General features: G+C 44.7%; 37 protein-coding genes. 31 read left to right on the top strand and 6 right to left on the bottom strand.

The features are described 5' to 3' along the window. Positions 1 to 47: 47 nt before the first annotated feature. Genes E5P3_RS25115 through E5P3_RS25100 form a run of 4 tightly spaced genes read left to right on the top strand, consistent with a single transcriptional unit; the run spans position 48 to position 2636 of the window. Complete coding sequence (locus E5P3_RS25115) at positions 48 to 677, top strand: DUF4116 domain-containing protein (RefSeq protein ID WP_162588443.1); 630 nt, start codon at positions 48 to 50, stop codon at positions 675 to 677. Between the two features lie 45 nt (positions 678 to 722). Continuing rightward, positions 723 to 1391 (top strand): SOS response-associated peptidase, encoded by a 669-nt coding sequence (locus E5P3_RS25110; RefSeq protein ID WP_162588442.1) that lies wholly within the window; start codon positions 723 to 725, stop codon positions 1389 to 1391. After that, positions 1372 to 2379 carry a DUF4116 domain-containing protein gene (locus tag E5P3_RS25105; RefSeq protein WP_162588441.1) on the top strand — a complete coding sequence of 336 codons (1008 nt, stop codon included), beginning with the start codon at positions 1372 to 1374 and terminating at the stop codon, positions 2377 to 2379. Before E5P3_RS25110 ends, E5P3_RS25105 begins: the two co-directional genes overlap by 20 nt. Before the next feature lie 8 nt (positions 2380 to 2387). Beyond that, the gene (locus E5P3_RS25100) at positions 2388 to 2636 is read left to right on the top strand and encodes a hypothetical protein (RefSeq protein ID WP_232073300.1); all 249 of its coding nucleotides are present in this window, start codon (positions 2388 to 2390) and stop codon (positions 2634 to 2636) included. On the opposite strand, the gene E5P3_RS25095 is transcribed toward E5P3_RS25100, so the two are convergent. Together E5P3_RS25095 and E5P3_RS36195 are read right to left on the bottom strand one after the other, a co-directional pair. Further along, positions 2633 to 3097, bottom strand: coding sequence for a pilin (locus E5P3_RS25095; RefSeq protein WP_162588439.1), 465 nt, complete (start codon positions 3095 to 3097; stop codon positions 2633 to 2635). The genes E5P3_RS25100 and E5P3_RS25095 overlap by 4 nt on opposite strands. A 54-nt stretch (positions 3098 to 3151) precedes the next feature. Continuing rightward, entirely contained in the window at positions 3152 to 3640 is a 489-nt protein-coding gene (locus E5P3_RS36195; protein WP_197893982.1) for a pilin, read from the bottom strand. Between the two features lie 237 nt (positions 3641 to 3877). On the opposite strand from E5P3_RS36195, the gene E5P3_RS25085 reads away from it, so the two are divergent. The 10 genes from E5P3_RS25085 (at position 3878) to E5P3_RS25040 (ending at position 8687) form a co-directional block, all read left to right on the top strand. Further along, positions 3878 to 4543, top strand: a complete 666-nt coding sequence (locus tag E5P3_RS25085) for a hypothetical protein (protein ID WP_162588438.1) — start codon at positions 3878 to 3880, stop codon at positions 4541 to 4543. Between the two features lie 62 nt (positions 4544 to 4605). After that, entirely contained in the window at positions 4606 to 5052 is a 447-nt protein-coding gene (locus tag E5P3_RS25080; protein WP_162588437.1) for a hypothetical protein, read from the top strand. Next, positions 5052 to 5816 (top strand): DUF6030 family protein, encoded by a 765-nt coding sequence (locus E5P3_RS25075; protein ID WP_162588436.1) that lies wholly within the window; start codon positions 5052 to 5054, stop codon positions 5814 to 5816. Before E5P3_RS25080 ends, E5P3_RS25075 begins: the two co-directional genes overlap by 1 nt. 50 nt (positions 5817 to 5866) lie before the next feature. Then, a complete protein-coding gene (locus E5P3_RS25070) occupies positions 5867 to 6028 on the top strand; it encodes a KTSC domain-containing protein (RefSeq protein ID WP_162588435.1) in 162 nt (53 codons plus the stop codon). A gap of 11 nt (positions 6029 to 6039) precedes the next feature. Next, complete coding sequence (locus E5P3_RS25065) at positions 6040 to 6504, top strand: hypothetical protein (protein ID WP_162588434.1); 465 nt, start codon at positions 6040 to 6042, stop codon at positions 6502 to 6504. Positions 6505 to 6551: 47 nt separating this feature from the next. After that, complete coding sequence (locus E5P3_RS25060; RefSeq protein WP_162588433.1) at positions 6552 to 6767, top strand: hypothetical protein; 216 nt, start codon at positions 6552 to 6554, stop codon at positions 6765 to 6767. Between the two features lie 181 nt (positions 6768 to 6948). Then, positions 6949 to 7239, top strand: coding sequence for a hypothetical protein (locus tag E5P3_RS25055; protein ID WP_162588432.1), 291 nt, complete (start codon positions 6949 to 6951; stop codon positions 7237 to 7239). 62 nt (positions 7240 to 7301) lie between these two features. Continuing rightward, positions 7302 to 7571, top strand: coding sequence for a type II toxin-antitoxin system Phd/YefM family antitoxin (locus tag E5P3_RS25050; protein ID WP_162588431.1), 270 nt, complete (start codon positions 7302 to 7304; stop codon positions 7569 to 7571). Then, the gene (locus E5P3_RS25045) at positions 7568 to 7888 is read left to right on the top strand and encodes a type II toxin-antitoxin system RelE/ParE family toxin (protein ID WP_162588430.1); all 321 of its coding nucleotides are present in this window, start codon (positions 7568 to 7570) and stop codon (positions 7886 to 7888) included. The genes E5P3_RS25050 and E5P3_RS25045 overlap by 4 nt, the downstream gene beginning before the upstream one ends. A gap of 88 nt (positions 7889 to 7976) precedes the next feature. Next, complete coding sequence (locus E5P3_RS25040; protein ID WP_162588429.1) at positions 7977 to 8687, top strand: DUF4116 domain-containing protein; 711 nt, start codon at positions 7977 to 7979, stop codon at positions 8685 to 8687. 19 nt (positions 8688 to 8706) lie between these two features. Here E5P3_RS25040 and E5P3_RS25035 read toward each other — a convergent pair whose 3' ends face one another. The 3 genes from E5P3_RS25035 to E5P3_RS25025 all read right to left on the bottom strand — a co-directional run bounded on the left by E5P3_RS25035 (position 8707) and on the right by E5P3_RS25025 (position 11992). Further along, positions 8707 to 8919, bottom strand: a complete 213-nt coding sequence (locus E5P3_RS25035) for a KTSC domain-containing protein (RefSeq protein WP_162588428.1) — start codon at positions 8917 to 8919, stop codon at positions 8707 to 8709. Positions 8920 to 8984: 65 nt separating this feature from the next. Beyond that, positions 8985 to 11690 (bottom strand): DotA/TraY family protein, encoded by a 2706-nt coding sequence (locus E5P3_RS25030; protein ID WP_162588427.1) that lies wholly within the window; start codon positions 11688 to 11690, stop codon positions 8985 to 8987. A 128-nt stretch (positions 11691 to 11818) separates the two neighbouring features. Further along, the gene (locus E5P3_RS25025) at positions 11819 to 11992 is read right to left on the bottom strand and encodes a hypothetical protein (RefSeq protein WP_162588426.1); all 174 of its coding nucleotides are present in this window, start codon (positions 11990 to 11992) and stop codon (positions 11819 to 11821) included. A gap of 153 nt (positions 11993 to 12145) precedes the next feature. Here E5P3_RS25025 and E5P3_RS25020 point away from each other — a divergent pair, with 153 nt between their 5' ends. From E5P3_RS25020 to E5P3_RS24980, 9 genes are all read left to right on the top strand, one after another. Next, positions 12146 to 12505 (top strand): hypothetical protein, encoded by a 360-nt coding sequence (locus E5P3_RS25020; RefSeq protein WP_162588425.1) that lies wholly within the window; start codon positions 12146 to 12148, stop codon positions 12503 to 12505. A gap of 216 nt (positions 12506 to 12721) precedes the next feature. After that, entirely contained in the window at positions 12722 to 12907 is a 186-nt protein-coding gene (locus E5P3_RS25015; RefSeq protein ID WP_162588424.1) for a hypothetical protein, read from the top strand. Between the two features lie 83 nt (positions 12908 to 12990). Next, a complete protein-coding gene (locus E5P3_RS25010) occupies positions 12991 to 14877 on the top strand; it encodes a DNA primase family protein (RefSeq protein ID WP_162588423.1) in 1887 nt (628 codons plus the stop codon). Between the two features lie 600 nt (positions 14878 to 15477). After that, positions 15478 to 15894, top strand: coding sequence for a hypothetical protein (locus tag E5P3_RS25005; protein ID WP_162588422.1), 417 nt, complete (start codon positions 15478 to 15480; stop codon positions 15892 to 15894). 205 nt (positions 15895 to 16099) lie between these two features. Further along, complete coding sequence (locus E5P3_RS25000) at positions 16100 to 16357, top strand: hypothetical protein (protein ID WP_162588421.1); 258 nt, start codon at positions 16100 to 16102, stop codon at positions 16355 to 16357. Then, positions 16354 to 16674 carry a hypothetical protein gene (locus E5P3_RS24995; RefSeq protein ID WP_162588420.1) on the top strand — a complete coding sequence of 107 codons (321 nt, stop codon included), beginning with the start codon at positions 16354 to 16356 and terminating at the stop codon, positions 16672 to 16674. Before E5P3_RS25000 ends, E5P3_RS24995 begins: the two co-directional genes overlap by 4 nt. Further along, on the top strand, positions 16652 to 16939 hold the full coding sequence (locus E5P3_RS24990; RefSeq protein ID WP_162588419.1) for a hypothetical protein: 288 nt from the start codon (positions 16652 to 16654) through the stop codon (positions 16937 to 16939). The genes E5P3_RS24995 and E5P3_RS24990 overlap by 23 nt, the downstream gene beginning before the upstream one ends. Continuing rightward, positions 16936 to 17367, top strand: coding sequence for a hypothetical protein (locus E5P3_RS24985; RefSeq protein WP_162588418.1), 432 nt, complete (start codon positions 16936 to 16938; stop codon positions 17365 to 17367). Before E5P3_RS24990 ends, E5P3_RS24985 begins: the two co-directional genes overlap by 4 nt. Further along, positions 17360 to 17836: an N-6 DNA methylase gene (locus tag E5P3_RS24980; protein ID WP_162588417.1), complete on the top strand. Its 477-nt coding sequence runs from the start codon at positions 17360 to 17362 to the stop codon at positions 17834 to 17836. The genes E5P3_RS24985 and E5P3_RS24980 overlap by 8 nt, the downstream gene beginning before the upstream one ends. Positions 17837 to 17840: 4 nt before the next feature. Here E5P3_RS24980 and E5P3_RS24975 read toward each other — a convergent pair whose 3' ends face one another. Beyond that, the gene (locus E5P3_RS24975) at positions 17841 to 19013 is read right to left on the bottom strand and encodes a Swt1 family HEPN domain-containing protein (RefSeq protein WP_162588416.1); all 1173 of its coding nucleotides are present in this window, start codon (positions 19011 to 19013) and stop codon (positions 17841 to 17843) included. A 228-nt stretch (positions 19014 to 19241) separates the two neighbouring features. Between E5P3_RS24975 and E5P3_RS24970 the strand changes: the two genes are divergently transcribed. The 8 genes from E5P3_RS24970 (at position 19242) to E5P3_RS24935 (ending at position 24272) form a co-directional block, all read left to right on the top strand. Further along, the gene (locus E5P3_RS24970; protein WP_162588415.1) at positions 19242 to 19652 is read left to right on the top strand and encodes a hypothetical protein; all 411 of its coding nucleotides are present in this window, start codon (positions 19242 to 19244) and stop codon (positions 19650 to 19652) included. 301 nt (positions 19653 to 19953) lie between these two features. Further along, the gene (locus E5P3_RS24965) at positions 19954 to 20421 is read left to right on the top strand and encodes a hypothetical protein (protein ID WP_162588414.1); all 468 of its coding nucleotides are present in this window, start codon (positions 19954 to 19956) and stop codon (positions 20419 to 20421) included. A gap of 244 nt (positions 20422 to 20665) precedes the next feature. Then, entirely contained in the window at positions 20666 to 21277 is a 612-nt protein-coding gene (locus E5P3_RS24960; RefSeq protein ID WP_162588413.1) for a hypothetical protein, read from the top strand. After that, a complete protein-coding gene (locus E5P3_RS24955) occupies positions 21274 to 21471 on the top strand; it encodes a hypothetical protein (RefSeq protein ID WP_162588412.1) in 198 nt (65 codons plus the stop codon). Before E5P3_RS24960 ends, E5P3_RS24955 begins: the two co-directional genes overlap by 4 nt. Positions 21472 to 21902: 431 nt before the next feature. Beyond that, a complete protein-coding gene (locus tag E5P3_RS24950; protein ID WP_162588411.1) occupies positions 21903 to 22295 on the top strand; it encodes a hypothetical protein in 393 nt (130 codons plus the stop codon). 88 nt (positions 22296 to 22383) lie between these two features. Then, positions 22384 to 22584, top strand: a complete 201-nt coding sequence (locus E5P3_RS24945) for a hypothetical protein (protein ID WP_162588410.1) — start codon at positions 22384 to 22386, stop codon at positions 22582 to 22584. A 212-nt stretch (positions 22585 to 22796) separates the two neighbouring features. Continuing rightward, positions 22797 to 23753: a hypothetical protein gene (locus E5P3_RS24940; RefSeq protein ID WP_162588409.1), complete on the top strand. Its 957-nt coding sequence runs from the start codon at positions 22797 to 22799 to the stop codon at positions 23751 to 23753. A gap of 129 nt (positions 23754 to 23882) precedes the next feature. Beyond that, positions 23883 to 24272: a hypothetical protein gene (locus tag E5P3_RS24935; protein ID WP_162588408.1), complete on the top strand. Its 390-nt coding sequence runs from the start codon at positions 23883 to 23885 to the stop codon at positions 24270 to 24272. Positions 24273 to 24566: the final 294 nt, after the last annotated feature.

The following is a 24566-nucleotide window of genomic DNA, read 5'->3' as shown; positions in this document are numbered from 1 at the left end:
CAGCCCTTTTTCTTTTGCTATTCTGAATAGAACAATAAAGGAAAATCATGACAACAGAAGAATATCAAGAAGAAAAAAGGTTTGTATTGAGTGAACTGGCTGATAACCAGTTCAGTACCAATAGATTAAGTCATGAATACTTAGTTGAACTAATTCAACCATTCAAGGACGATAAAGAGGTGATGACTGCATCGCTTGTAAACAATGCCTATATCGCTCATGAGGCTTCAGGAAGGCTCAAAGCAGACAAAGAATTCATGGTGCAGGCTGTTCAATCATGCTGTGGCATCTTTAGAGAAGCATCAGTGCAGTTGAAAGACGATATTGAGGTTGCACAACATGCAACATGGGCTCAATCTTCATCATTTCAATACGCCTCTGACAGAATCAAAAGCACTCCAGCATTAATCGAGATCTGTTGCGCTGATTCTTCTAGTCCCCTGAATTCAATAAACCCCTCAGTAAGAGACAACCCATCTCAGTTTCTAGAATTGCTGAAAGAGATTGAACCGCACCACAAACCTTCAGCAGTGATTCACTTTGCATCCGAGGAGATACAAAAGCTAGCTGGCGATGAAGATCCAGTGAAGTCCTTACAAGCTCATCTTCTTCACGAAAAGCTTGATATGAAACTGGCACCTAAGGTTGAATCTCACAAGCCTAAGATGAAAATATGAAGATCACGATGGCATCATGTAGCCCTTCACGTAAGGGCTTTTTTTATGTGTGGACGATACCGCCTAGACCCTCTCTGGATAGCCAACGAGAAGCTGGATCTTCTTCGCCTTGGCATCCGTGACCCTGAACCCGAGCTATGGGATGGAAGTGCCGAAGTCTTCCCCCGCACCTATCAGCCAGTCATCCGCCAGGACCAGGACGGCAAGACCTTCGTGGATCGGCGCCGCTGGGGGTTCCATCGCACTTGGCCTGACCCTGCCAAGCCTGACAAGTGGGTGAAGCGCGAACTCATCAACGCCGTGGGTGCGACAGTGCACAAGCTCCCGACCTTCAGGAAAGCCTTCAAGGAGACTCGTTGCCTCATCCCCATGTCTGCATGGTGGGAGTGGCCCATTCTGGAGGGTGTGAAAACAAGGGTAGACATCTCGATGAAAGAAACCACTGTCTTCCTTGCAGCAGGACTCTACGAGGTGTCTAAGGACAACAAGACAGGTGAGCCGGTCAACACCTTCACGATGGTCACAACCGAGCCAAACGACTTCCTAGGCACCACCCATGACAGGGCACCACTCGTTCTCGAGCCCGAGGACTGGGCGAAGTGGCTAGCTGGTGGCGATGAAGCCCTGTCCGTCATCCATCAACATCCTGACAGTTCGGCTTTTCAATGGGTAGCTTCTGGCGACCCTCAATCACATGCAAATCAAAAGAATTGAAGCTCTCCGTGTTATTCACTCACGTGAAATTCCTGAAGAGTTTGAGCTATCGCCAGAACTGACCAACGATGAAAGGTTCATGCTGTTAGCGATTGGCATGAATTCGTACTGTATTACTTGGCTTGGAGAAGAGCTTTACAAGAATAGGGAATTTCTCCAATTGGTTCTTGTAGCTTATGAAGAGCAATATAGAGAAAATCGCATCTACTCCAATGATGAGCTAGACGATGACTTGTTTCCATCGAGCACACTGGGAACACCTACACCTTACTTTGCCAGCCTAATATACAAGTCGCTTCCAGATGACTTCAAAGCTGATCCTGACATCATGGGTGAGCTTATCGAGCGACAACTGAAAGTAACAGAACTTCACGAGACACTGTCGAGCAATTTTGATTTTCTTATTAAGGCAATCAAGTTCAGTCCTGAGCTATTTCATCTAGCCGACATATCACTTCAAAATGACGTGGAGTTTGTTAGGCTTGCAGTTAAAACCAATCCAACGGTCTGGCCTACTCTGAGTGATGAAGTTAAATCAGACCCAGATATGCAGGAGGCTCTTGGTGACATCAAAACCTACATCTCCAACGACATCCCCCTTGAGGATCTTGATGAATTGGATCGCTACTGTAAGTTACTGCCTGACGAAATAAGAAACGACAAAGAATTTGCTGAGCATTTCCTGACGAAAAATTATTACTTTCTATCTTATATGGGCGATTCTCTGAAAGATGACTTGGAGGTCGCTAGGGAAGCTTATAGATGTGTTGAGGGTTTTTATACAATTAGCGAGGAGGTTTTCTCGGATAATTTATCGCCAAGAATCAAGTCATTGCTTGAGAAAAGCAATCTAGAGCCGGTTGAAACACTCACCAATGCTATTGAGAGCGAGAAGCTGCACGGCAAGCTAGGAGTTAACCTTAAGCCCAAGGATGAACCCAAACTTACCCCACGCCAGCGAAAACAACAATCAGGACCTGTTCTATGAAAGCACCTATGATTGACCATCTCCGCAGACTTACAGTTTTTGTTGACGAACCTGACACAGGAGATTTCTTCTGGGTTCTCATTGAGTCTACTGATGATGCTGCTATCTGGAGTGATGTGAAAGCTTCAGAAGAATCATTTCCAACATGGATACAGGCTTGGCAAGCAGGTACTGCTGAAATGATGAAGTCAATCAAAGATCAGAACACCGGCCCGAGAGCATCAGGCGAAGACGAGAACGCTGACCCAGTGGGTTAACTAATTGTCTGAGGAGTGTCGTGCTGAGTGCATGAGGAAGGCAAATACTTTCTGTTCATGTTGCCAATGCATTCCCATGACAAGTTGCCGTCAGGGTTGATACGAGCTTTCATGAAAATTGAATAGCCTTTGACCTTAGTATTGACATCATTGCCTAGACGAGCGAACACCATGCCAGGTGATCCAGCTTGAATATCAATGTAGTCCACATAGTTGCCACATCTGGTGTTATGGCAGGCCACATCAGCCTCAAAGCTGTCTGAAGGCAGTTGCCCCCTCATGGCATACCATTCTTCCACCTTAGGCTTTGTGCCTGAGGCAAGCAAGATTGCCTCACTGATTTGCGCACGAATTGTGTAATCTTGATATGCAGGCAAGGCTACAGCGGCCAAGATTCCTACAATCGCTACGGTAATCATTAATTCAATAAGGGTGAAACCCTTTTGCATTGCTGTTTTCATCATCATCTCCTTGTTGTTGTTTTTCTCTCGTTCTAAGCCACGAGGCTGGGCTTCTTAATCTTTGCAGGAGCTTGGCAAGTATTTAGCTGGAATCTCTTCTCCACCAGCCAATGTGCTTGTGCACTTCCAGCCGATGTTTCCACCAGGTTGCTCAGTTGGAACTAAATAGAGCCTTGCATTGATGTCCTTGAGCTTTTGACTAGCATCTGGTCCGTTCATCATCACCAGAATCACAACCTTTTGAGTGTTTGAATTGAAGTTCTTGAAAACCGTGGAGTATTTCCCGACTGTGGGAGCATCTGTATAGGATTTCAATCGCATCGCTTCAAAGTCTCCGGTTTGTGCATGACTCTCTTCCATGTCTGTCTTAATGCCACCAGTTAGTGATATACCTTCAGCTACCTGTGCACGAATGGTGTAGTCCTGATATGCAGGCAAAGCTATTGCAGCCAAAATTCCTACAATTGCCACCGTAATCATCAATTCAATGAGGGTGAACCCCTTTTGTCTTATATTTGTTATCATTAATTTCCCCTTGTTCATATATCAAAATAGCAGATATATTGAGAAAAGCAATGGAAGTTGACCAATATTCAGACAAACGGGTTGTTGTAAGAAAGACGCAAACATGTTGTTTCGAACAAGTTTGATGAAAAGATGAAAAAAGATTGAAGAAGTTGTTGACGCACCAAAGATGAAGACCTAAAGTCACTACATCAACAAACATTCATTGAGTTTGTTGAGACGGCAAACTCAATCAACATCCACTAAGGAAACATCATGGCAACTGCTACCCAAGACACCAAGGCTCAAGACACCAACAAGGCTGCTGCTCCCGCTGCTGCGGCTCAGGCTCCTGCCACGAAGGTTTCTGATCTTTCAAAAGAGGCGCTGATGGACCTCATTCTGAAAGGTTCCACTGACCCCAAGGTGTTTGAAGCACTGCAAAACCTGAACAAGGCAGACGAAACAAAGCGTGAAGCCAAGAAGGGCACCGTAACCAAGCTGGTTGAGGAGATGAAGAAGCACGGCATTACTTTCCTTGACCTGAAGGAAGCTGGTGCGCAAGTCTCTGACATTGACAAGCTGTTTGATGCCAACACCATCCGTCTGGCAGCCGGTGTTACCAAGGCACCACGAGCAGCCAAGGAAACCGATGGCGCCCCGAAGGAAAAGAAGCCTAAGAAGCTTCTGATGATTGCCCTCCCAGCGAATGGCAAGCGTCCTGCTGGCTACGGCAAGGGTGACCCCGACAAATTCACTTCGTACACCAAGCCGGCGTTCAAGGACCTGTTCATCAAGCACGGCGACAAGTTCGAATCCGTAATGGAGAGCTACAAAACTCCAGAAGGAAAGGAGTTCTACGCGACTCCTGAAGGCAAGAAGGAGTGGGCTGCGATCATCGAGAACATCAAGACCAAGAAGGCTGGTCCAGAAGCCAAGTAAGCTGTCCACAGCAAGATCCACAAGCCACCTTCGGGTGGCTTTTTCACGTCCTCCACAAACTTATGCACAGACCCATCAAACTCACTCCAGATGGTGCGACTGCCACCGAGTTGCACAGGCTTCACAAGGAGCTTGCCCACAACCTCACGGCTCATGGTGAGCATTTCTTCAAGTCAGGAGAGTTGATGGATGTGCTTGGACTGGCTCACACCCCCGAGGAGACACGAGAAGCCATGTCCTGCCTGTTGAGCATGACCAAGGAACTACGGGCGATGAACTGCCAGCTCCTCGCCGTGGGCTTCAAGGAGATCGACCGCAGGCGGGAGATTTTTGCCTTCACCTACTGTGTCCAGTCCATCCCTCACGACAACGACCCGCTCATGGTCAACGAGTGCTTCAAGCTGGAGGTTCCACTGTTTCTACTTGCAACAGAAACGGCGAGAATCTTGATTCATGCCTACAAGGCCCGACCCGTGGCAGACATCCTCAATATTTCTAAAGGTCTTTGATGAAACGAGTCTTGGCATCGTGCCTGTTCTTCCCACTTGCCGTGATGGCTCAAGACAGTGTTTTCAAGTCCCCACGGGTGCTGTGCACGGCTCTTGAATCTGAGGGCATCCCTACTGCTGGATGGAAGCCGAGCAAGGCAGACCCCAGCGAGTGGACATGCATGAGCCAGCTTGTGTCATTCGGCACCTCCAGAGGGGGAGGCATGGAGCCAAACATTGCCTACTACATCCGCTCCACGGCTTTTGACCGTGCGAATGAAATCCGCATCAAGATCAACATCAACAATCCGGCTGAGAAAGAGCTTGCTTTTGCCAAGCTTCAGAGTGCAACCACCAAGTTCTTCAAGTCAGTAGGTCAGACACCTCCAGCAGGACTTCTCACAGCCATTGCCCAGAAGAAACCTCAAGTCGTCACGGCTCCGTTTGGACAAGCTGAACTTGAGTTCCAACCAGGTCACATAGAAAGCTATGTGGTTGTTCTGAAAGAAGCTGGATACGTTGCTGCCAACAAGGCAGTTGTTCAAGGTGCAACCAATGAGTTTGCCCAGTGCAAGAAGGTGACTGCGAAGGCTGTCAATTATTCAGAATCGCTGATTTCAGGCGACGGTGCACCTGTGATGGAGCCCGGACACAAAAGCTTCATGCTTAAGGGTCAGGGCAAGGATTTGTTCTTCTGTGAGATGCACGGTGGTGGGAAGTACAAAATCAAAGCCGCAATCAATGGAGCATTCCCGTTCAAATATATTGCCGAAGGCAACCTCTAAATTTGACATCTCCATGAAGCACGCTAAAAATAAAAGAAAAAGGGTGCAACATGGAAAAAATAATAACGAGCTACATGCCGCGAGAAAAAGAGCTTCGCATTGAATTCAGTGATGGTGTTGTCTATTGGTACGACGATGTGAACAAGCGAGATGTTGATGACAAGATAGCCGAAGCTGTAGCTGACCACGCAAAGCTAAAAGACGAGATTTAAAATTTTTGAATATGCTTCCTGATCCGTTCACTTTCATCAGTGTTCCAAAAGACCTTGCTTGTGAATTCTTTGCAGTGTTCTCAAGATTTGAATTTGCTTTGAAAGAGGCAGGCTTTGTGAAAGGGGAGGGACGAGCATCCCCAGACTGGAAGCGATTCGCACGGGAGTTCACTCTTGAAGTGGCTCAGGACAGTCCTCTTGCCGTGAGCTTGGGCTACTTGCTTGCCTACCCGCCACAGATACAGGCGCCGAACCTCAAGTGGAAGGATGTGGCACTACAGGGAGCGACAGACAGGGCAAAGGCACTGGAGAGCCTCCAGCGAGTGAGGAACAACCTGTTCCATGGGGGGAAGCACCCTCCCAACTCTTCACCAGGTCGTGACACCGAGCTTGTCACTGCCTCTCTGGCCGTCCTCTATGCCGTGCTGGAGCAGAACGAGCAGATCCGCAGCGACTATGAGACTGTGCTGTTCTGACTTGACGCGGGCCTGTCTGCGCTGTACAACGAGAGAAAGGAGTTCCTATGAACAATGACCGCAATATGTCTGGCACATTCAATAACGAGCTTGGTTTGGGTAGTTCATTCACCCAGAATCAAGCCGGTGTTAATTCATGGGACACTACTTTCAGCGCACAAACAAAGCTTTTGAACCAAAAGTATTTGGCACCAGTTCCAGTTGCACCCAAAAAGTCACCATTGTATGGATTGGCTTTTAAGCTGGGTCAGATGTTTCGTTAAAGCCATCCTCTCCTTGATTTGTATAAGGCTCCTACGGGAGTCTTTTTTTTGCCCAAACATCCTTGCTTGGCAATGCTTCGCTATATGAATACGCAAATTGACGCAAATCATCTTTAGCTTATGACGTTTATCGTTCGACGCAATCATCTATCCTTTTTATAATCTATGAAAGGAGAAAATTATGATTGAAAAGAAGTTTGGCATTGAAGAGTGCAAGTACATGGGATTCTCACAAGGCCAATATTGGAATGGATGGGAATGCCCTTACTTCACATTGGAAGTGGCACAGCAAGTTGCAAATGATTTCTCGCAGTTTGATGACAAGCTTATCTATGACGAAAAATCAGATAGCTTCATCTACCGAACCGAAGATTATCCTGAAGGTGAATTTGACACTTTCAGTCCAGTCATCATTGATGGCAAAAGGCTCTACCCCATTGGTGCATTTTCGTGGTGTTGGGAAGCTGAGTAATTAAACAACTTGGCACAAGACCAAATTCGGTCTATAATCAGTCCACCTACTAAGGACATGCCATGAAGTTCTCTACCCAAGTCAAACCCATCAGCTACCTCAAGAGCCATGCCGCCGAAATCGTCAAGGACATCACTGAGAGCCGTGAGCCGATGGTGATTACTCAGAACGGCGAGGCAAAGCTAGTGGTGATGGATGTTGGGACCTTTGAAGCCAGTCAACAGACCCTTGCCCTCCTGAAGATTTTGGCACTTGGAGAGAACGAGATTCAACAAGGTAAGTTTCGCCCAGCCAGTGAGGTATTTGCCGACTTGGACAGGGATGAAGAATGAATGTTGTTTTTCTTCAATCTGCTGAAGACGACATCAAGGAGTTGAAATCCTATGTTGTCAAGAAGTTTGGCAAAGATGTTTGGGCAACCGGCTACCAAGAAATCAAGACCGTTGTTTTTGCTGTAGGCAATGGAACCATCACCGGCAAGATCCCTTTTGAGCTTCAAGAGTTGAATGTCAAGAAGTATCGCCAAGTCCTCACAAAGATGAACAAGATTATCTATGAGGTGATTGATGACACGGTCTACATCCACATCGTTTGTGACCAACGACGAGACTTCAACACACTTTTAATGCAGAGACTCTTCAGAGCCTAACAATCTAAGCACCTTCGGGTGCTTTTTTTATTGTCGGTAACCAATGCCGTTTATCTTAAAGACATGAATTGTCTATTGATATTTGAAAATGAAATGGTATGATATTGCCAACACATTAAAGAAACAAATCATGGCAATTCAATACAAAAATAAAGAAGAAGCAATTCAAGCATTGAACAATGGAGCAAAATTCTGGACAAAAGGATTTGTAAGTTTCCAAGATGAACCAGAAGTAGCCTTTGCTGCAATCAAGAATCATCCCCAAGAGGTTAAACGACTAAGCGAAGCACTTCAGACAGAAGAATTTGCATGCAAGTTAATGAGGCACTCAGGTCAATTGTTTCAAATACTTCCTGAAAAACTGCGTGAAAACAGAAATGTGACCTTGGCAGCTATTGAGTCGTATCCACACTCAATAGCCTACACATCAACGGATAATAAAGCCGACAAAGCTATTGTTTTGCGTGCCGTGGAGAAAGCTGGCTCAACCTTAAGCGATGCCTCAAAGGAACTTCAGAAAGACTCTGAACTTTTCCATCTCGCTCTTAAGACCTATGGATGGGCGTTAGTGCATGGAACAGAAGCAGACAAAGCAAATGAAAAAACTGTTTTAAAAGCAATCAAGATTCATCCACATGTTATCAGGCATGCATCTCAGGCGATTCAGGACATCGTAGGCGACAGTGAAACTCCTGCTGATACACTTGAAAAATATATCAATGCCCGTGACCTACATGCAAAGTTAAATGCTAAACATGCAGTCAAGCCATCGCGTGCAGAACGAGGGCCAAAAATCTAAGCACCTTCGGGTGCTTTTTTTATGCAATCCTGATGTGTGGATAGACACCCAAGATGGAGCTATGCAAGAATTTTCCCTTTGATGGGGAAGCCATGAAATCCACATAGACTTCATAAGCCACTTTGACGTATTGATAGATACGACCATTCTTGAACTGAACTTCAAGAACTTGCTTTTCTGCGTTATAACCAACTGCTGAAAATGTTGTGCTTTCCACCGCCTTCTTGTACATGATAATACCTCCAATTAATAGAGGTATTATATGATAAATGGGATATATAAGCAATCAATATATCATCATTTTGAGTCTTTCATTGTAGATTTTTGAGCAAAACCAATTGCCTTGTCAACATAATGATTAAGATTGTTTTCTCCACCGTTTAAAGTTGATTTGGTGGAATTAGTGTAGTTCTTATCAGCCGCACCCAAAAGCTTGGATGTCTTCTCAGAGACATCAGCACCACTCAAGCCCTTGCTTGCATAGTGAGCTGAAATCTCATTGAGTTGCTCAACACCTTTAGTGAACTCAGAGCCTTGAAGCTTGCCCTGACTGGCTTTATCCAGGAACGCACCAGCACCAGAGCCGTACTGTTCATCCATGCCACTCTTCAAGTTCTTGGAGAATGCTTGGTCAAAGTGCATGCCCTGATCCATATCAGCATTCATGCCTTCATTGAACTTCACACCAGCAGAAGATTCTTTTCCGCCCAGAGCTTGGATACCACTATCCATTTTTGAGCCGATTTGTTGAGCTTCTAATGAGTTGAAGTCAGCTTGCTTGCCACCCTCAGACATTGCTTTCTGGACGATTGAAGAACCACCGGAGCCTAGCTTGTCATCAAGATCACTCTTGACACCTGAGATGGCCGCTTGTTTTGCCTGTTCGTTTCCAGCCAATGCAGCCTGGCGCTGACCAATTTGCTGTTGCATGTCAACACCCTGCCTTTTGGCATCCAATCCTCTACCAGCTTGCACACCGATTGCACCGACTGCCGCATAGCTTCCTGAATTTTGACCACCTAAAGATTCTCCATAGTGACCAAGTTGCTGACCAGCACCGCCAAACCAGTTCAAGATTTGGTCAGGAATAATATGGATAGCATCCATGGACTTCTTGATAACTGTCCACATTACGCCTGCATATATAAGAGGTGCGGCAAGTAGGCCAACAATCCAGATAAAGATACTTGAGTCTTGCTGGCTCAAGATGAAGACATCAAAGAACACCATGTTGATGAGTTGACCGAATAGGGTGATGATGGTCAATGCAGCAATAAGACCAAACACCATGAGCACAGGGCGAAGAGTCAAGCTCAACACCAGACGGTAGCCTTGAGAGCCCGAGCCTGTCATATCGTCGCCATTGGCCGTCAAGTGCATGACCGCCCAGATGGGAGCTGCAATTAGAGCCTCCACACACAGCACTACCCAGCCCAAGCAGACACCAATCCACATCAGGAATGGAAGCATTGGCAGGACGAAGCTCAGCATGAAGCTGATTGCCATGAGGGCAGGGAACACAATCATTGCAACGGGCAATGTGGCTATCGCCAAACTTGTACCAGCACCTTGAAGATTGCCTGCCGCAGTTAGAGCAGCACCGTACTTCAAGAACATGGCACCGCCAACGATTCCAGCCCAGTTGCCCACTCTCTTCATAGCCATGACTGGATGCTCATCAGAGCTTGCCGCAGTGATGGCATCAGCCTTGAAAACCTTTTTCACCAACTTGTCTAAGCTGAAACCTGACTTGATCCAGTCCCAGACACCAGACCCGCCATCCATCGCCGAGCTGGATTGATCCTCACTGTTGGCTATACCAAACTGGTTGTCGCCTTTCGCTCTTAGCTCCATCAATGGCTTCAAATATTTGCCTTGGAACTGGTCCTTGAAAACGCTGTTCACTGAGCCTGAAGCACCTGAAGCAGTAGGCACCTTTGCGATGGCTTTCTGAGCCACTTCCGACAGGTAGCTCAATCTCATAAACCATGCGCCAGCCAGCAAGAAGCCGTCCTTAGAAGCCGATTTTTCCAACTGTCCGAAGTCACCGAGTTTGGCGACGACGCCGGCGGCCGCGTCCTTGGTGGCCGCCTCATAGGTAGCAGCAGCCACATTGATTTCTGATGTGACATCAAAGCCGGTGTTACCCACGAAGCTTCGAGCCGTGTTGTCGACCGCAGAGATCAGGGCATTCACCGCAGCCACATGCTTAGCATCAGCAGCGCTCAAGTCACTGTTGAGGCTGGACAGGTCTCCCATCAAGGAAAACTCGCTCATGGGGTTGCCCGCTGGAAGTGGGTCTTGCCTGTCAATCGTGACACTGCCGCATGAGTTCTTAAAGAAGCCAGTTGATTCCGTCTTCGCACCGAACTCGATGATGGTTCCACCAGGTGTAGCTGTAGTGGTGGTGCCCCAAGTGATCTCAGGCCAGACATCGTTTGCAGCTCTGGAATCGTTGTAGAGCTTCTCATAGCCTCTCATGCATGTGAGAGAGCCGAAGGTGTTCCAAGCCAAGTTGGACACCGCAGGTTTCTCCATACCGACAGTGACCACTTTGGTGATGTTCGCCGCACTCATGTAGCTGGACCACACGTTGTCAGCCAAGCCGATTCCTTGGACGATGAGCCAGCCTACAAGCGCTTGCATGACACAGTAGCCCCCTGTCATCACGGGAAGGATGAGAGCAGTCCCTACAGCCGTCCTGATGGGCACCCAGACCGATGAGAACTTCTTGCCAAGCATCTCGCCGTCATGAGCCGTGCCTAGTGTTCCTGCAATGATGGTGTAAGCCACCAAGATCCCGCCAATGGTCAGGACCGCAGCATTGAACGTTGTGATGACACCTGAGAAAGCATCTGAGCTACTGGCGCCGAAGACCCCCAGATTGCCAAACATCGCGGCTAACAGTTTCATAGCCTTGTCCGCAGGGACAGGCTCAAACATATTTGCAGCTTCTGCAAAACTTGGCATCAGTGCCAAGATAAATAAAATAATTCCGTACATATATGACTCGCTTCTTGTTGTTGTTGTCTCCTTATATTATAGATGAAATACGAATTGTCAAAAATAAGGGGATGTTTTTAGACGAAGAATAGCCACCTTCGGGTGGCTATTTATTTATGTAGAGTGTTTTAAGACAAGTTGATCATCAAGTCAGCACATTCAGAGACACCCATGTTTTCAAGTTCAGCCATCTCTTCCAAGTTCTTTGCTCGCTCAATGGCTTTGTTGCTCACCTTGATTCCGAGCTTCTTCATTTCCTCCAACTCCTTGACCACATCATCTGAGAACTTTTGAACTGACATATATATCCTTTCTGTGTTGATGAACAAATTATTGATCAACCACAGAAAAAGAGTCGATTCATGATGATGATTTTCGAATCTTTACGCATCGATATGGTAACGGGATTGATATTGTAGAAAACTTCCCTACACTAATATAAGAGGAATTACAATATGAATACACTAACCAGAATCAAATTACCATCATTCAAGACTGTTCTTGCAGTCCTGCCAAACTTCAACATGCTTTATGTATGTTGGTATGTGTGGCAACTCATCAAACTGGGAGGGATGAAGTTTTGTGACAGCTTCGGCAAAGAAAGCAACGATCAAACCGACGCTCACCAGGTCAAGCTTGCCAACAACCAGGACTTGTTTGCAGCCAGCTTAGGAAGCACAGCCCTTCTATGGTTCATCTTTGGACAAGAATCCATTCTCAACACGATGACCTATGTGATAGGACTCTACTTTTATCACACAGTTAAGGTGCTAATGAATATGCAAACAGCATTCCAAAGCATCTCATTCATCTAAGCCAGAAATAGAAAAACCCTCAGAAACTAATCTGAGGGTTTCTCACTTCACAACAAGAAGAAACATCTCACGCGGAAACTGACATGAGACATTCATACAATAGATCATCATTTTGTGAATGTCAAACCACAGAGATTGAAACTCTTCACATTAATTACTTTAATCTATTGACTTTAATTGTATTCTATATACAATTGAATAAAACGGAGGAACAATATGAATGAAATAAAAAGCAGAAAGCCAGACGAAGATAAAGTTGATGTGCCTTATCTCATAAACCTCAAGCGTGATCAGAAGGCAAAGATTGCCGTGCTTAAGAAGAAGGGCTTCAACATCCAAGTGTTGATGAGAAATCGTATTGACGAACTCTTTGAAATCCACGGAGAGACTGAACAAGCATAAAAAAAGCACCTGTGTCTAGCAGATGCTTTTTGTAAGTTAATGCCGAATCTTGGAAGGAGGAGGCAAATATAAAGGATATATAGATGAATAATACAGATAATAATGAAATTGTCAATACTGTCGACGACAAATATGTTGACGATCAGTTTGGAGTTCCACCAGGAAACGAAACATTAGACGAGACTGATACCCTGTATCTGACCATTGATGATGATGGCAAGTTCTTGCCGTTTCACCAAAATAGTGAAGACTCAATTGAACAAGACCAAGAAGATGAAATAACCAAGTTCTTGTCAGTTGATAAGTTGCCAGAGTTTGCAAGGATGAAGCTTGCAGCGAAGAAAGCAAAAAATAAAGAACGACTAGCTGAGCTGATTGAGCTTGAAAAAGCCTACAAGCAAGAAGTAGCTGCCAAAGAAAAAGAGCAAAAAGCTAAAGCCCGAGATGACCAAAAGGCCGCAGAAGCCTTCTTCAAGAAGCAAGAAAAGCTAGAAGCCGAAGCCAAGAAGGCCAAGGAGAGAAATGCCGATCTAGCTCACAAGGCTCATATGGCTGCACTGGCAAGCGATGAGCCAACTCCCGAGCTGGTGTATGCCAAGACCGTAGGTGCGATGCCTAACCTGGCCGTCGACGTCCGAGATGAGAACGTTGCCCTCTACGAGTGGGCTGAGTCGTACTGGAAGCTCCTGACCAAGCACGAGGGCAGGAAACGAGCCTTTGAGTGGCTGGAGGAGAACTTCCCCAACATGGCAGGCAACAAGCTCGCTGGGAATGCCTACGAGAGTGCCTTGTTCAAGTCCCAGTCCCTGCCACCAAGACCCAAGGAATCCATCATCCCCATGCTCAATGCATGGCTCTTCGTGACCGATGAAGGCAACCTCCTGTTGAAGAAGCCAGACAAGGCTTGGGGTGTGACCTACAACATCAAAGCCGCCTTGAAGTTCAAGGAAGGCTCCCGCTTCTATGTTCCAAAACCACTGCCACCTGAAAGCAGGTTCTACAAGTTCATCACAAGCAGCTTGCCTGATGAAAAAGAACGCATGCTTGTCCAAGAATATTGTGGCTACACCCTGACTAACAATGTCAAACACCAAGTAGCTCAGATTTGGGAAGGCTCAGGTTCCAACGGCAAGAGTGTGCTTTTAGAAATCATTGAGAAGCTTCATGAGAATGCTGTAGCAGTCAACTTGGACAAGCTAGATGGCCCTGAAATGGCTTCATTGAAAGACGCTTCACTTGCCATTTCTGCCGAAACTCCGAAGGGGAAGCTCAATGAAAATGAACTGAAAAAGTTCATTGCTGGCGACTTGGTTAGCTTGAGAAACCTTTATGAACGGGCTTTTGACCATCATCCGACTGCCAAGTGGATCATGTCATGCAACAGGTTTCCAAGGATTCAAGATGAGACAGATGCGGTTTTCCGCCGTCTTCAGTACATCCGCTGGGATGTTAAGTTTGAAGGTGATGCAATCATTCCAGACTTGCACAAGCTCATCATTGAAAACGAACTTGATTTAGTTGTCGATTGGTGCCTTGAAGGATTGCTTCGCTTGAACAAAAGAACGAAGTTTGATCCGCCAGAAACTGTTAAGGCAAGACTTCAAGAAGAGAAGATTGCCAGCAACACCGTGTTGGCCTATGTGACCGATATGGGTTATCGCATCGACCCTGTAAGCTGCAACATTTCCAAGAATGACTTCTACAAGAAATATCAGGAATGGTGTGAAGAATCCAATCTGACTCTTTTTGGTGGAACAGAGTTTTGGAAGAGAATGAATGCTCTGTTCCCTGACATGAGAGATCCTCAGAAAACGGTCAAGGGCAAGAGGATGAGGTTCATCAACCTTACCAACACTCCTCTTGAGGACATCAAAGCCGAACAAGACGAGATTGACAATGCATTTGGGAATGAAGAGTCCAACAAAGATGTCAATGAAATATTGACTCTAAACATACCAGTTAAGAAGTAAGACCGACTTAGACCCACAAAGCCAGCTCCATGCTGGCTTTTTTCATGGGAAATTGCACAAGGTGCACAGGGTCCACCTCGGCCTTGTGCAGGACCTTGTGCAGGCCATCTTCAGAGGAGAAACCGTCACTAAACACCCCAACTGCACAAGGCGCACAGGCACTTTGACATTCTTTTTACAGGCAGGAATAATTTTTCGAAACTTTTTTCGAAATCGGTTTTTTAGGCCATTAGAGGGAAGTAAAAATTCAAATATGAATTTCTAAAAATATTTTTAAAATTATTTTTTCTCGCACGGAAAACTTTTGAGATCTACCTGTGCACCTTGTGCACTCTCACTTTTATAGAAGGTAAGTTATTGATTTATATAGGTATTTCGACTGCACAAGGTCCTGCACAGGGTCCTTTTCAACCTTGTGCACCCTGTGCAGCTAGGTTTCCCCTCTTTCGGCCCTAAAGAGCAGTCTTCTCACAGAGCACGAGCTTCGCCATAATCTTCGAAATCCAAAATTTTTAAAGCTCCTATTATATGCAATCATCAAATATCAATTGATTAATATCTTCATTCATTATATAATAATTAACTTAAAAGGAGATTAACATGCAAATAAATAGGAGCGAAATAACAGACGATCTGATTCTTGGTGAGATTTTCTACAAGGCACGGGATCATTACTATGAACTTCTCAGCGAGTTACTTCCTACTGATGGATTTACGAGAACAAATCTTTGGTACGAAGCAGATAAAACACTGAGGCAAGTTATGCCGGAAGATAGGTTTGAGGGAAATGAACTCAACTCTATACTTTATTATCTTCGTTCAAACAGCACGTTCGTCTATACACAATCTGACATTGATGAATTTAGAACTATTGTCCTTGTATATCTTAAGAAGCAAGAAGAGGACATTTTTAACTCAGCCTTAAATGAGTATGTTGAAGACTCTGAGGTTCCAGATGAAAACGATGAAGATGAAGAAGAAGAGGTAACCGAAGCAAAAGGTGAATGGATAGCTTAATCCACAACTTAAGCAGAAGAACAAGGCACCCATGAGGTGCTTTTTTTACGTCCATGCGAAGCACATCCCCTATCAGGGGAAGACTCTTCTTTAGAAGAAGCGATACCTATCCATGACTTCAACCGTTCATCTTAAACAATTGCTTGTCTATTGATTATTTAAAATGCTTTGCTAATATGAATACATAACAACAAGAAAGTATTCCATGAACCTCAAAGATTTAAACCTAAGCAAAGATTCGATAGAACAAGCATTGTCAGCCCAGATCGACTACACATTAACAATCAAGAGCGAAGCTCACTATGTAGTGCAAGTCTTGAGCGATGAAGGCATGGGCATCCTGAACATCTACTTCAAGAACAACAAAAAGGTCAGTTTCCTATGCCAAGGAGAAAAGACTTCTACAGCTTTTAATTTCGCCATGAAGTTAGTCAATGACATCAACATGGGAGTAGCAGCATGAACCCATCAACACTTACTCTCAGCACTTTGAAAGAAATATTAAAGTGGAAAGCACACCCACATAGGCCAGCCAAGAATAAGTTTGGATTGTTGTTGCTAGATGATGGCACCAAGGAATTCATTGTTGTGCCAAAACCTAGAGCAATCTATCGCAGCCAGCTTAAACAATGGGTATACGACAGGTTGGATTCATACCAGATGATTGGATGTCTGTCAGAGGTTGACATGTCTGAGATTGAGCACTGGAACAGTGTAGTGGCTTGTACAGTCGGGAATATTTTTCATGGAGATGGAAATGAATACGCCAACTCTAACTAAAAAAGAAATTGAAATGGATATTTATATAAAAGTCAAGCTTTTTAGGAGCGAGCTTACAGAGATATCTTATGTATGGTTCAGATTATATATAAGACATGGACTCAAGGTTGGCGAATGTCTTTTTTACGACCATTTCAGCAACAACCACAACCGCCGTTCCTTATATTACATAACAACCGCCACAAAGAATGCTTTTGATTTGCAACAAAGCCTTCAATCAAGCCTTGGCGAAAAACCCATAACAACAAGAAAGTTAAAAATATGAACTACACAAAAGAACAAAAACAAGAGAAAGATAGAAAAATATCTTCAGCCATCGTCTCTATCAGAAAGTCAGGCAAGCCAACAACCGTGAAGCTCATTGCTGAAATCACTGGCTACCAGGTCTATGACTTGTACAACCAGCCAGCAATCAGAGAGTTGATGACCGCACCAAACCCGAGCTACCGCTACATCATTGGAATGAGCTACACCTTGAAGGTCAAATTGGGCAGGAAGAACACGGCAACTCTTGAGCTTTACGAACCGAACAGCCTCAGGACTCCATGCCACACAGTCAGCTTCGCACCGAACGGCAAGCTATCCAAGGAATTGACCGCCTACATGCCTACGGCACGGCCAGGAACAGCCATGGACATCGCCTTGAAGGAAGCTGCTGACTGGGTGAAGCAGGAATTCTTCGCCAATGTCTGATCTCATCAAAAGCAGGGAGCGAGTCAAGAGCCTTGGCGAAGTGTTCACCCCTCCACACATCGTGAGCAAGATGCTGGATCTCATCCCACAGGACAAGCTTCAAGACCCGCTGAGCACGTGGCTGGAGCCAACCTGCGGAACAGGCAACTTCCTCATTGAGATCCTCAAGCGCAAGCTGAGCTACAGCACAGGCGAAAGCACGACCTACGCCCTCAAGTGCCTGTCATCCATCTACGGCATAGACATCTCGCCAGAGAACGTCCACGAGTCCCGAGACAGGCTTTACCGCTACCTGTTGCTCACCGTTCAGTCAGACGACCTCACAGCCTTCTTAAAGCAAGCCGAAGCCATCCTCAAGGCGAACATCCAGATCGGCAACGCACTCACGCCTCAGGACATCACCATCTGGGAATACCACTGGATCGAGGACAGCTTCACCAGGTCATCACACCGCATGAGCGACCTGTAGACCATCAGTGCAGCTTGGCAATCACCTTGAGCAGCCGGCCAGTCTCAAAGTGCAGCATCACCCAATCCTCATGGCTTACTGGGTTGCTATGCATGGCAGTGTCACGAATGGGCTTGAGCCGATTCAAGGATTCCTGCACATCCTCTTTTCGCCGTGTCCCAAACAGGGGGGAGAAGACATCCCTCCAGAGATCACCCTTGAAAATAATCTTGGTGTAGTGGCTGAAGTCAGTGCATTCAATCAAGGTCCTGTCCTCTCCAGCTTTCCTCTTCTTTTCCTGAACCTGTTTCAAGTTGTCTTTGACATCAGCGGGTAGTTGCTTGAACCAGCCATTTCCAAACCTTGCCGTCATAGCTTCATCAATGAACGTCCTCAGGCGATTTTCAAGCCTGTAGATGCGTGCATAGCATTTGGCATTCAGCTCCTCTTGATTCAGCTCCTCATCACCGACATCCACAACCACTGGCCCAAAAAGCTCAATGTCTGTAGATGGATGTGTCAGCCCAGCCTCAGAGACGACACCAAAGAACTCCTCATTTGGAAGCTCAGTCAAACCTCTGTCGAAACCTTGGGTGACGTAGAGGCTTTGTGCAAGGGTAGGGACAACGATGGTGCCCCGCCAGTCGCCTAGGCTGGATCTCAAAGCCTTGGAATGCAGCTCACCGAAAACATCAGCAGAGCGAATCACACTTCCAAGACTTTTGAACTGTTCAAGAGCCAACATTTCAGAAGCAAACAATGGTGGAATCTTAGGCACCAGTCGTTCAATGGCATTTCCAATCGCCAAGCTTTTAAAGGCACTTCCAAGTTCAAAGTTCTTGATGGTTTCACCAATCTTAAGATGGTGCATGGCATCAGAGGCAATGATTGATTTCATCTGACTCATCGCACTATTCTCAGTCAGTGATTTTGAGAGCTTGATGGCGTCGCCAATATAAGAGGGCAAGACAGGAGTTGCAAACTTAGCAATTTGCGAAGCTGCAAATTTCTCCTTTTCAAACATCTTGCCGAAGTTCTCCACAGCACTCATGCTTTTTTGATGTGCAAGGATGCTACTCAATGAATCCTTGTTCATCTTGGCAAGGGTGTCAGTAATGCTTGAAGCTCCAGCATATTTGGACAACATATCCTCACGAGCTTGCTGCTGCTTAATGATTTCTTGAAGAGATTTGCTCATTCCGGCTCCTATGCAAGCAGTTTACCAGCCAAGCACCTACGGGTGCTTTTTCACGCCTGCTAGGTATCCCCTTTCCAGCTCTAAAGAGCGCCTCTCACAAGTGCACGAGCTACCGCTAGTAGTTAAACCTATCCCCCACTAAAGCAACCGTTCATCTTAAATATCACTTTGTCTATTGATTATTTAAAATGGTTTGCTAATATAAATAAATAACAACAAGGAGCTAATATGAATTATATTTTATCTACAAAAAACACAAGCATTGATTACATCTCAAGCGAGCAGTACGAAGCTTATCCATTAGAGGCTGGAAATGTCACTGGCTCATGGGCTAAATACGAATTAATCCATGAAGATACCGGCTTCACTCTTACAGTGAACTCTTCAATCTACATTGATCAAGGCGAATGTATTTCAAAGCTTAGAAGTCTTAAAGGTTTGAAAGATCACATGATTGATGCAATCATGAAAAGTCATGAAGTCGAGTCTGACGAGCCACAATTTGAAATTGAAAGCGATGATGAAGTAACTATCACAGAATCAATGCTTGATTTCATCAAAAGACATCAATTTCAAATTGATGAAGATCTTCGCTACAACGTAAGAACTCAAGTCGAAAACATACTTTCGCTTGAATGAAGAGCGCGCAAGCAGAACTTAAAGAATCAAAGGGAAATCATGGAAAATAAATATAAAGAAGCAATGCAAATGAAAAACAAAGATTCATGGGATGCTGAGGATCTATGTTATTTGGCTTACTTCTTATCTTGTTGGACACTCATAGTAATTATATCCATCTGGCTCTACAAACTATAAGGCACCTCGTGGGTGCTTTTTTCTTGTCTGCTCATCTAACCGTCTATCGTAAATATCATCTTTGTCTATTGATTATTCAAAATGGTTTGCTAATATGAATATATAACAACAAGAAAAATTCATCATGAGCACATATTTCAAAATCATCAACTTAGACAAAAAACAAAGAGGCATGCTAGCCACTCACATAGCCGATGAGCAAGCACAAGAACTAATTGCTCAAAAGTATGATGCAGGCTACACAAAAAGCGAAGAACAGGAAGAGCCATACATAGGCTTCTCCAAGTCAAACATCAAAGGTTCATGGGCAAAGGAACATAGAGGCTATCTAAGCTACTACAGCAAAGAACATGCTGGAGCAATCTTCATGGAAGCATGTGGAAATCTATGGGGTCACAAGGGGGAGTGGTATGGAGACAGGGTCGTAATCATCTCCGATGCTCCATGTGATGACCAACTTTGGGAAGAGTCATATGACTGGCCCGAGCAATACTTTCATATAGATTATGCTGATACGAGCTGGAGCGCAAAAGATGAGATTGACGAGATAGATCGAAAAGCCAGAGTAAGAAAAAATGCAAGCTCAAAATAGACAAAGCACCTATGAGGTGCTTTTTTCTTGTCCGCTCATTTAACCGTTTATCTTAAACATTTGCTTTGTCTATTGATTATTTAAAATGCTTTGCTAATATTAATACATAACAACAAGGAAATCATTATGAAATACAAACCAACCACAGCAGAGAACGACAACATCACAATGCAATTATGGATTCACGGCATTGGCATCTTGGCAGTTCTTCAACTTGTACTTATGGGCTACTAAGAGGAACGCCATGAGAACATTCAACGAGGTTTATTCAGAGCTTCAACACTACTCAGCTTTTAAAGCAGAGCCATCCACAGAATCAGAAGCAATCACATCTACCAATGCCTTCTTCGCAGAGCTTGCTTTAGACGATGACACAGATGCCACAGCAAGATTTGCCGACTTGGTTAAGTGCTACACAAATTCGGCTAGGCACTTCTTCATCTGCAATCAAACAGACAGAAGAACTTTTAAGTCATTCTTGGAAAATGTGTACGAAATTGCTAAACATCCATTTTTGCTAATTGACACCCCAAAAAGCGACTATTCACAATGCAATGATGAAGATGAATGGCAAAAAGAAATGGCTCGTAGCATAGGCGGCGATGTCAACCTAGGAATGAAAGCTTTATACGATCATGGAAGATGGATGGTTGATAGTTCCGAAAGAAATGAAAGCAAGAACGCAGTAACTTTCAAAGGTCACAGAATTGGAGTGGATGGAATCCTATCTTCACTACCAATCGTCAGAACTACCAAATCACTTATGAACAACGACAAGAAGATGGCCGAGGGCACTCTTCACCAAGACATCAAAGCAAAACACTACCCAAACATGAAACAAAGGAAATCATCATGAACAGAAAAGCGCAATTTATAAAAAGTCCAATACTTCGTCAGCAAGTTGAGACGATAGCCAATCACATTAATCTGAAAAACGTCAAGCCAATGAGTCACATAGTTCTTCTAAACGAATCCCAAGAAAAGTCCGCAGCTTCAAACTTCAAAGAAAATCTTCGTGACGATAGTTGGGACAACAACAATCAATATTAAAAGGACTCAAAAAATGATAATAGATTACTTACCAATGAAAAGTGGCAACTACCATGAGAAGCAAATCAGCTACGCACCATCCTCTAATAAGTTGAGCCAAGAGTCTTTGAAAGACTTGCAGAATGCACTTACCAATTTTTCAGCAACCGCAAATCCACTCTTCGTGATGACACTTGGGACAACAACAACTGCTACTGAATAATGGAGTTGCTCACCTCACGAGCCAATAACTATAAGAAGAATCTATGATACAACAATTTTTAATCCTTAATTCGCAGAGCGCACTTCCCAACGATCTTAAAGAACTTGTGATGGCGAAGATAGTAGGCGCATCTGTCAACCTTCCACATTCCGTCCTTGTCGTCTATGAGCAAGAGCATGGCAACAATCCAAAATATAAAGCTCTTATAGAGTTCTTGAGGAAGTAAGCCATGAACACAGATTTTGACTTCTTTCCGAAAAGAAAGGCTCAGCTCAAATTCAAGAAGCAGAGAGCAAGAGCTTTAAAATTTTTGATTTCTGATTTTCTGGATAGATTTCAACAACGAAGGTTTGCAGATGTTGAGCTGATGATGATCTTGATGTCACCAATGCTTGTTTTCACACTTCAGGATGCGTTCAAACTCAAGGATGATGTGACACCAAACAGGATGGTGCAGGTCCTTGCCTCTGAGGTAGCCAAGGCTCCTTCACGAATCCCCCATGAGACTCTTGATGCCGTGATGAACGATTCGGAGGTGAAGAAGGCCATGGCCGCAGCCTTCTTGAAGCAAGCTGAGAAGCCCAACAAGCCGATCCTTCTTGAGACTGAGCAAACCCCTTGAGGGGCCGTTTATTACGTGCCCGAACGGCGCCAGTGAGCCAAAAGTGATGATTCGCACTGTACAGTGATGTCAACACGAAAGGCTCTCTATGTGCGACCTCACAGCACCACCAGGACTGACACCCAAAGCTCTTGCAGACTTCTACCAGGCGCGGATCACCGAGGAGAAGGCCAAGGGCGAGCCATCCAAGGATGTGACGGACTGCATAGCCAGACTGGAGAAGCTCAGACAAGGCGCTCTCGCACTGGATGACATCCCAGATAAGCCAACGGTCGACATCAAGCCCTGAGACACAAACCACCAGCCAAGCACCTACGGGTGCTTTTTTTGTGCCTGCGTGGTTGCCCTCTTTCGGCTCTGAAGAGCACCTTTCACACAGTGCACGAGCTACCGCCAACCACTCCACATATAAACGGACCGCTTATCTTAAAGTTCTGTATTGTCTATTGATTATTTAAAATGGCTTGCTAATATATAAGTACAACAACAAGAAAGAAAATCATGAGCCATAAAATTTTACAAAGCACAAAAATCTACAGAGCAGTAGACAAACACAACAACATAGCAATCATCTTTGGCTCAGTGTCATCGGATAACAATGTATCCCCAAGAAGCTATGACACCATCTTGTTGCACTATGCAGCTCCAAACAAAGGCGTGATGAGTGCAGTAGTTGCAGAACTCGTTGATAGTTTGGTGCAGGGTTGTATTGTTCTTCAAAACGGCAATAACAAATCAATTGCAGATGACGCGATCACTTTGAAAAGACGTTTCTATCAAAATCTTGACCGTGCTAAAACCATCCACGTCGAAAAGATTGAGTACACAGAAAACAATGTACTTGTCACATTAGGCGAGCAAGCAATATCTCAACTGAAAGGTTGCGAGCCAAGATTGAAGTTCTATACGGAACAAATCACTGGTGTCACTAGCTTGCACCTTTTCAAAGACGAGCCAGTGCACCACGCAGCCATTAGATTTTTATGCAGTGATAGAACTATTAAAGATGCCCTAGAGCTTGCATCATATGGAAGTAAATTCATGCCCTCCTTATTTGAAGGGCCAGTAAATGAAGAACAGCTTGCTCAGTTGATCGGCCAACTAAATAAATGGACATATCGCACAATCGCAAGAAAGACGATCACACGTTTCTCACAAGTGACTATGGACAAGCTCTTCACCAAAGACCAGCAAGAAGATTTTTACTTCAAACAAAGTATTGATTGCCTCAGAGAAAACGAGAAGTTCATAGCGCAAGTACGTGAAGTCAAATCAAGGCTAGCAAGAATCACCATATCTGGTATTGAGCCAAGTGAATTCATGGGATTGTTCCAATACATTGCACAAGAAGAAGGCATCTATGACCCAGGACTAACTAGCGAAATTCTTGAAAAGGCTCACAACTATGGATCTGTAAGTTACCTTTACGATAAAACAAGAGTTACTTTCCAAAGATAAAAATCAAGCACCCTTCAAGGTGCTTTTTTTTCGTCTTCACATCGGACCGTTCATCTCAAAGTCTGTCTAATCTATTGATTATTTAAAATGGCTTGCTACTATAAAAAGACAACAACAAGAAAGACAAAGATGAAAACCTTCCATTTAGTAGCAACCACAACAACAGTCTCAATCTCTGAAGTAGTCGAAATCCGCGCTGATGACTTAGAGCAAGCTCAAGCAATGCTTGAATCATTGATCGAGGATGGCGAGCTTGAGTTCACAGAAAAGCAATGGGACCAAGAGGTTGAAGAAGTCGATTCACATTCACCCGGCTTAAGAGTCCTCACCATCGACCTCAAAGACCGTGACGCCAACCTGAAGCAGATTGGTGACTTCATAGACTTCCCTCACGATGACTATGACCACACATCCAAGCATGATGTTGCAAACCTTCTAAAGACATGCATTGATGAAGAGTACATAAGAAACTCTCATCTGACTGGTTACAGACAGATCGTGATCATCAACGAAGAATAAGACCGACCAGACCAACAACAAACAAAGGCCACATGAAGCAGTATGACCAGCTAAAGCAAACACTATCAAATGAGTTCGACCCCATGAACAAGGTGAGACCATCTGTTTATCTAAGGGATGGAGTTCAACAGTATTACATTGAGCGCCGCATAGGGGATAGATGCTTCATGATGGACTCAAGCCAAGAGTTCATAGAGCTGAGGAAGCTAAACAAAAACAAGGAAGGATGGAAGCTGATACAAAGGATCTAACCCAATAAGATTGAATGGTTCTCATGAAAACAAATAAAGCACC

The sequence above is a fragment of the Variovorax sp. RA8 genome, assembly GCF_901827175.1.
GTDB lineage: Bacteria > Pseudomonadota > Gammaproteobacteria > Burkholderiales > Burkholderiaceae_C > Variovorax.
The sequence above is the reverse complement of the archived record's forward strand: the minus strand, read 5'-3'. Positions and strand labels throughout refer to the sequence as shown.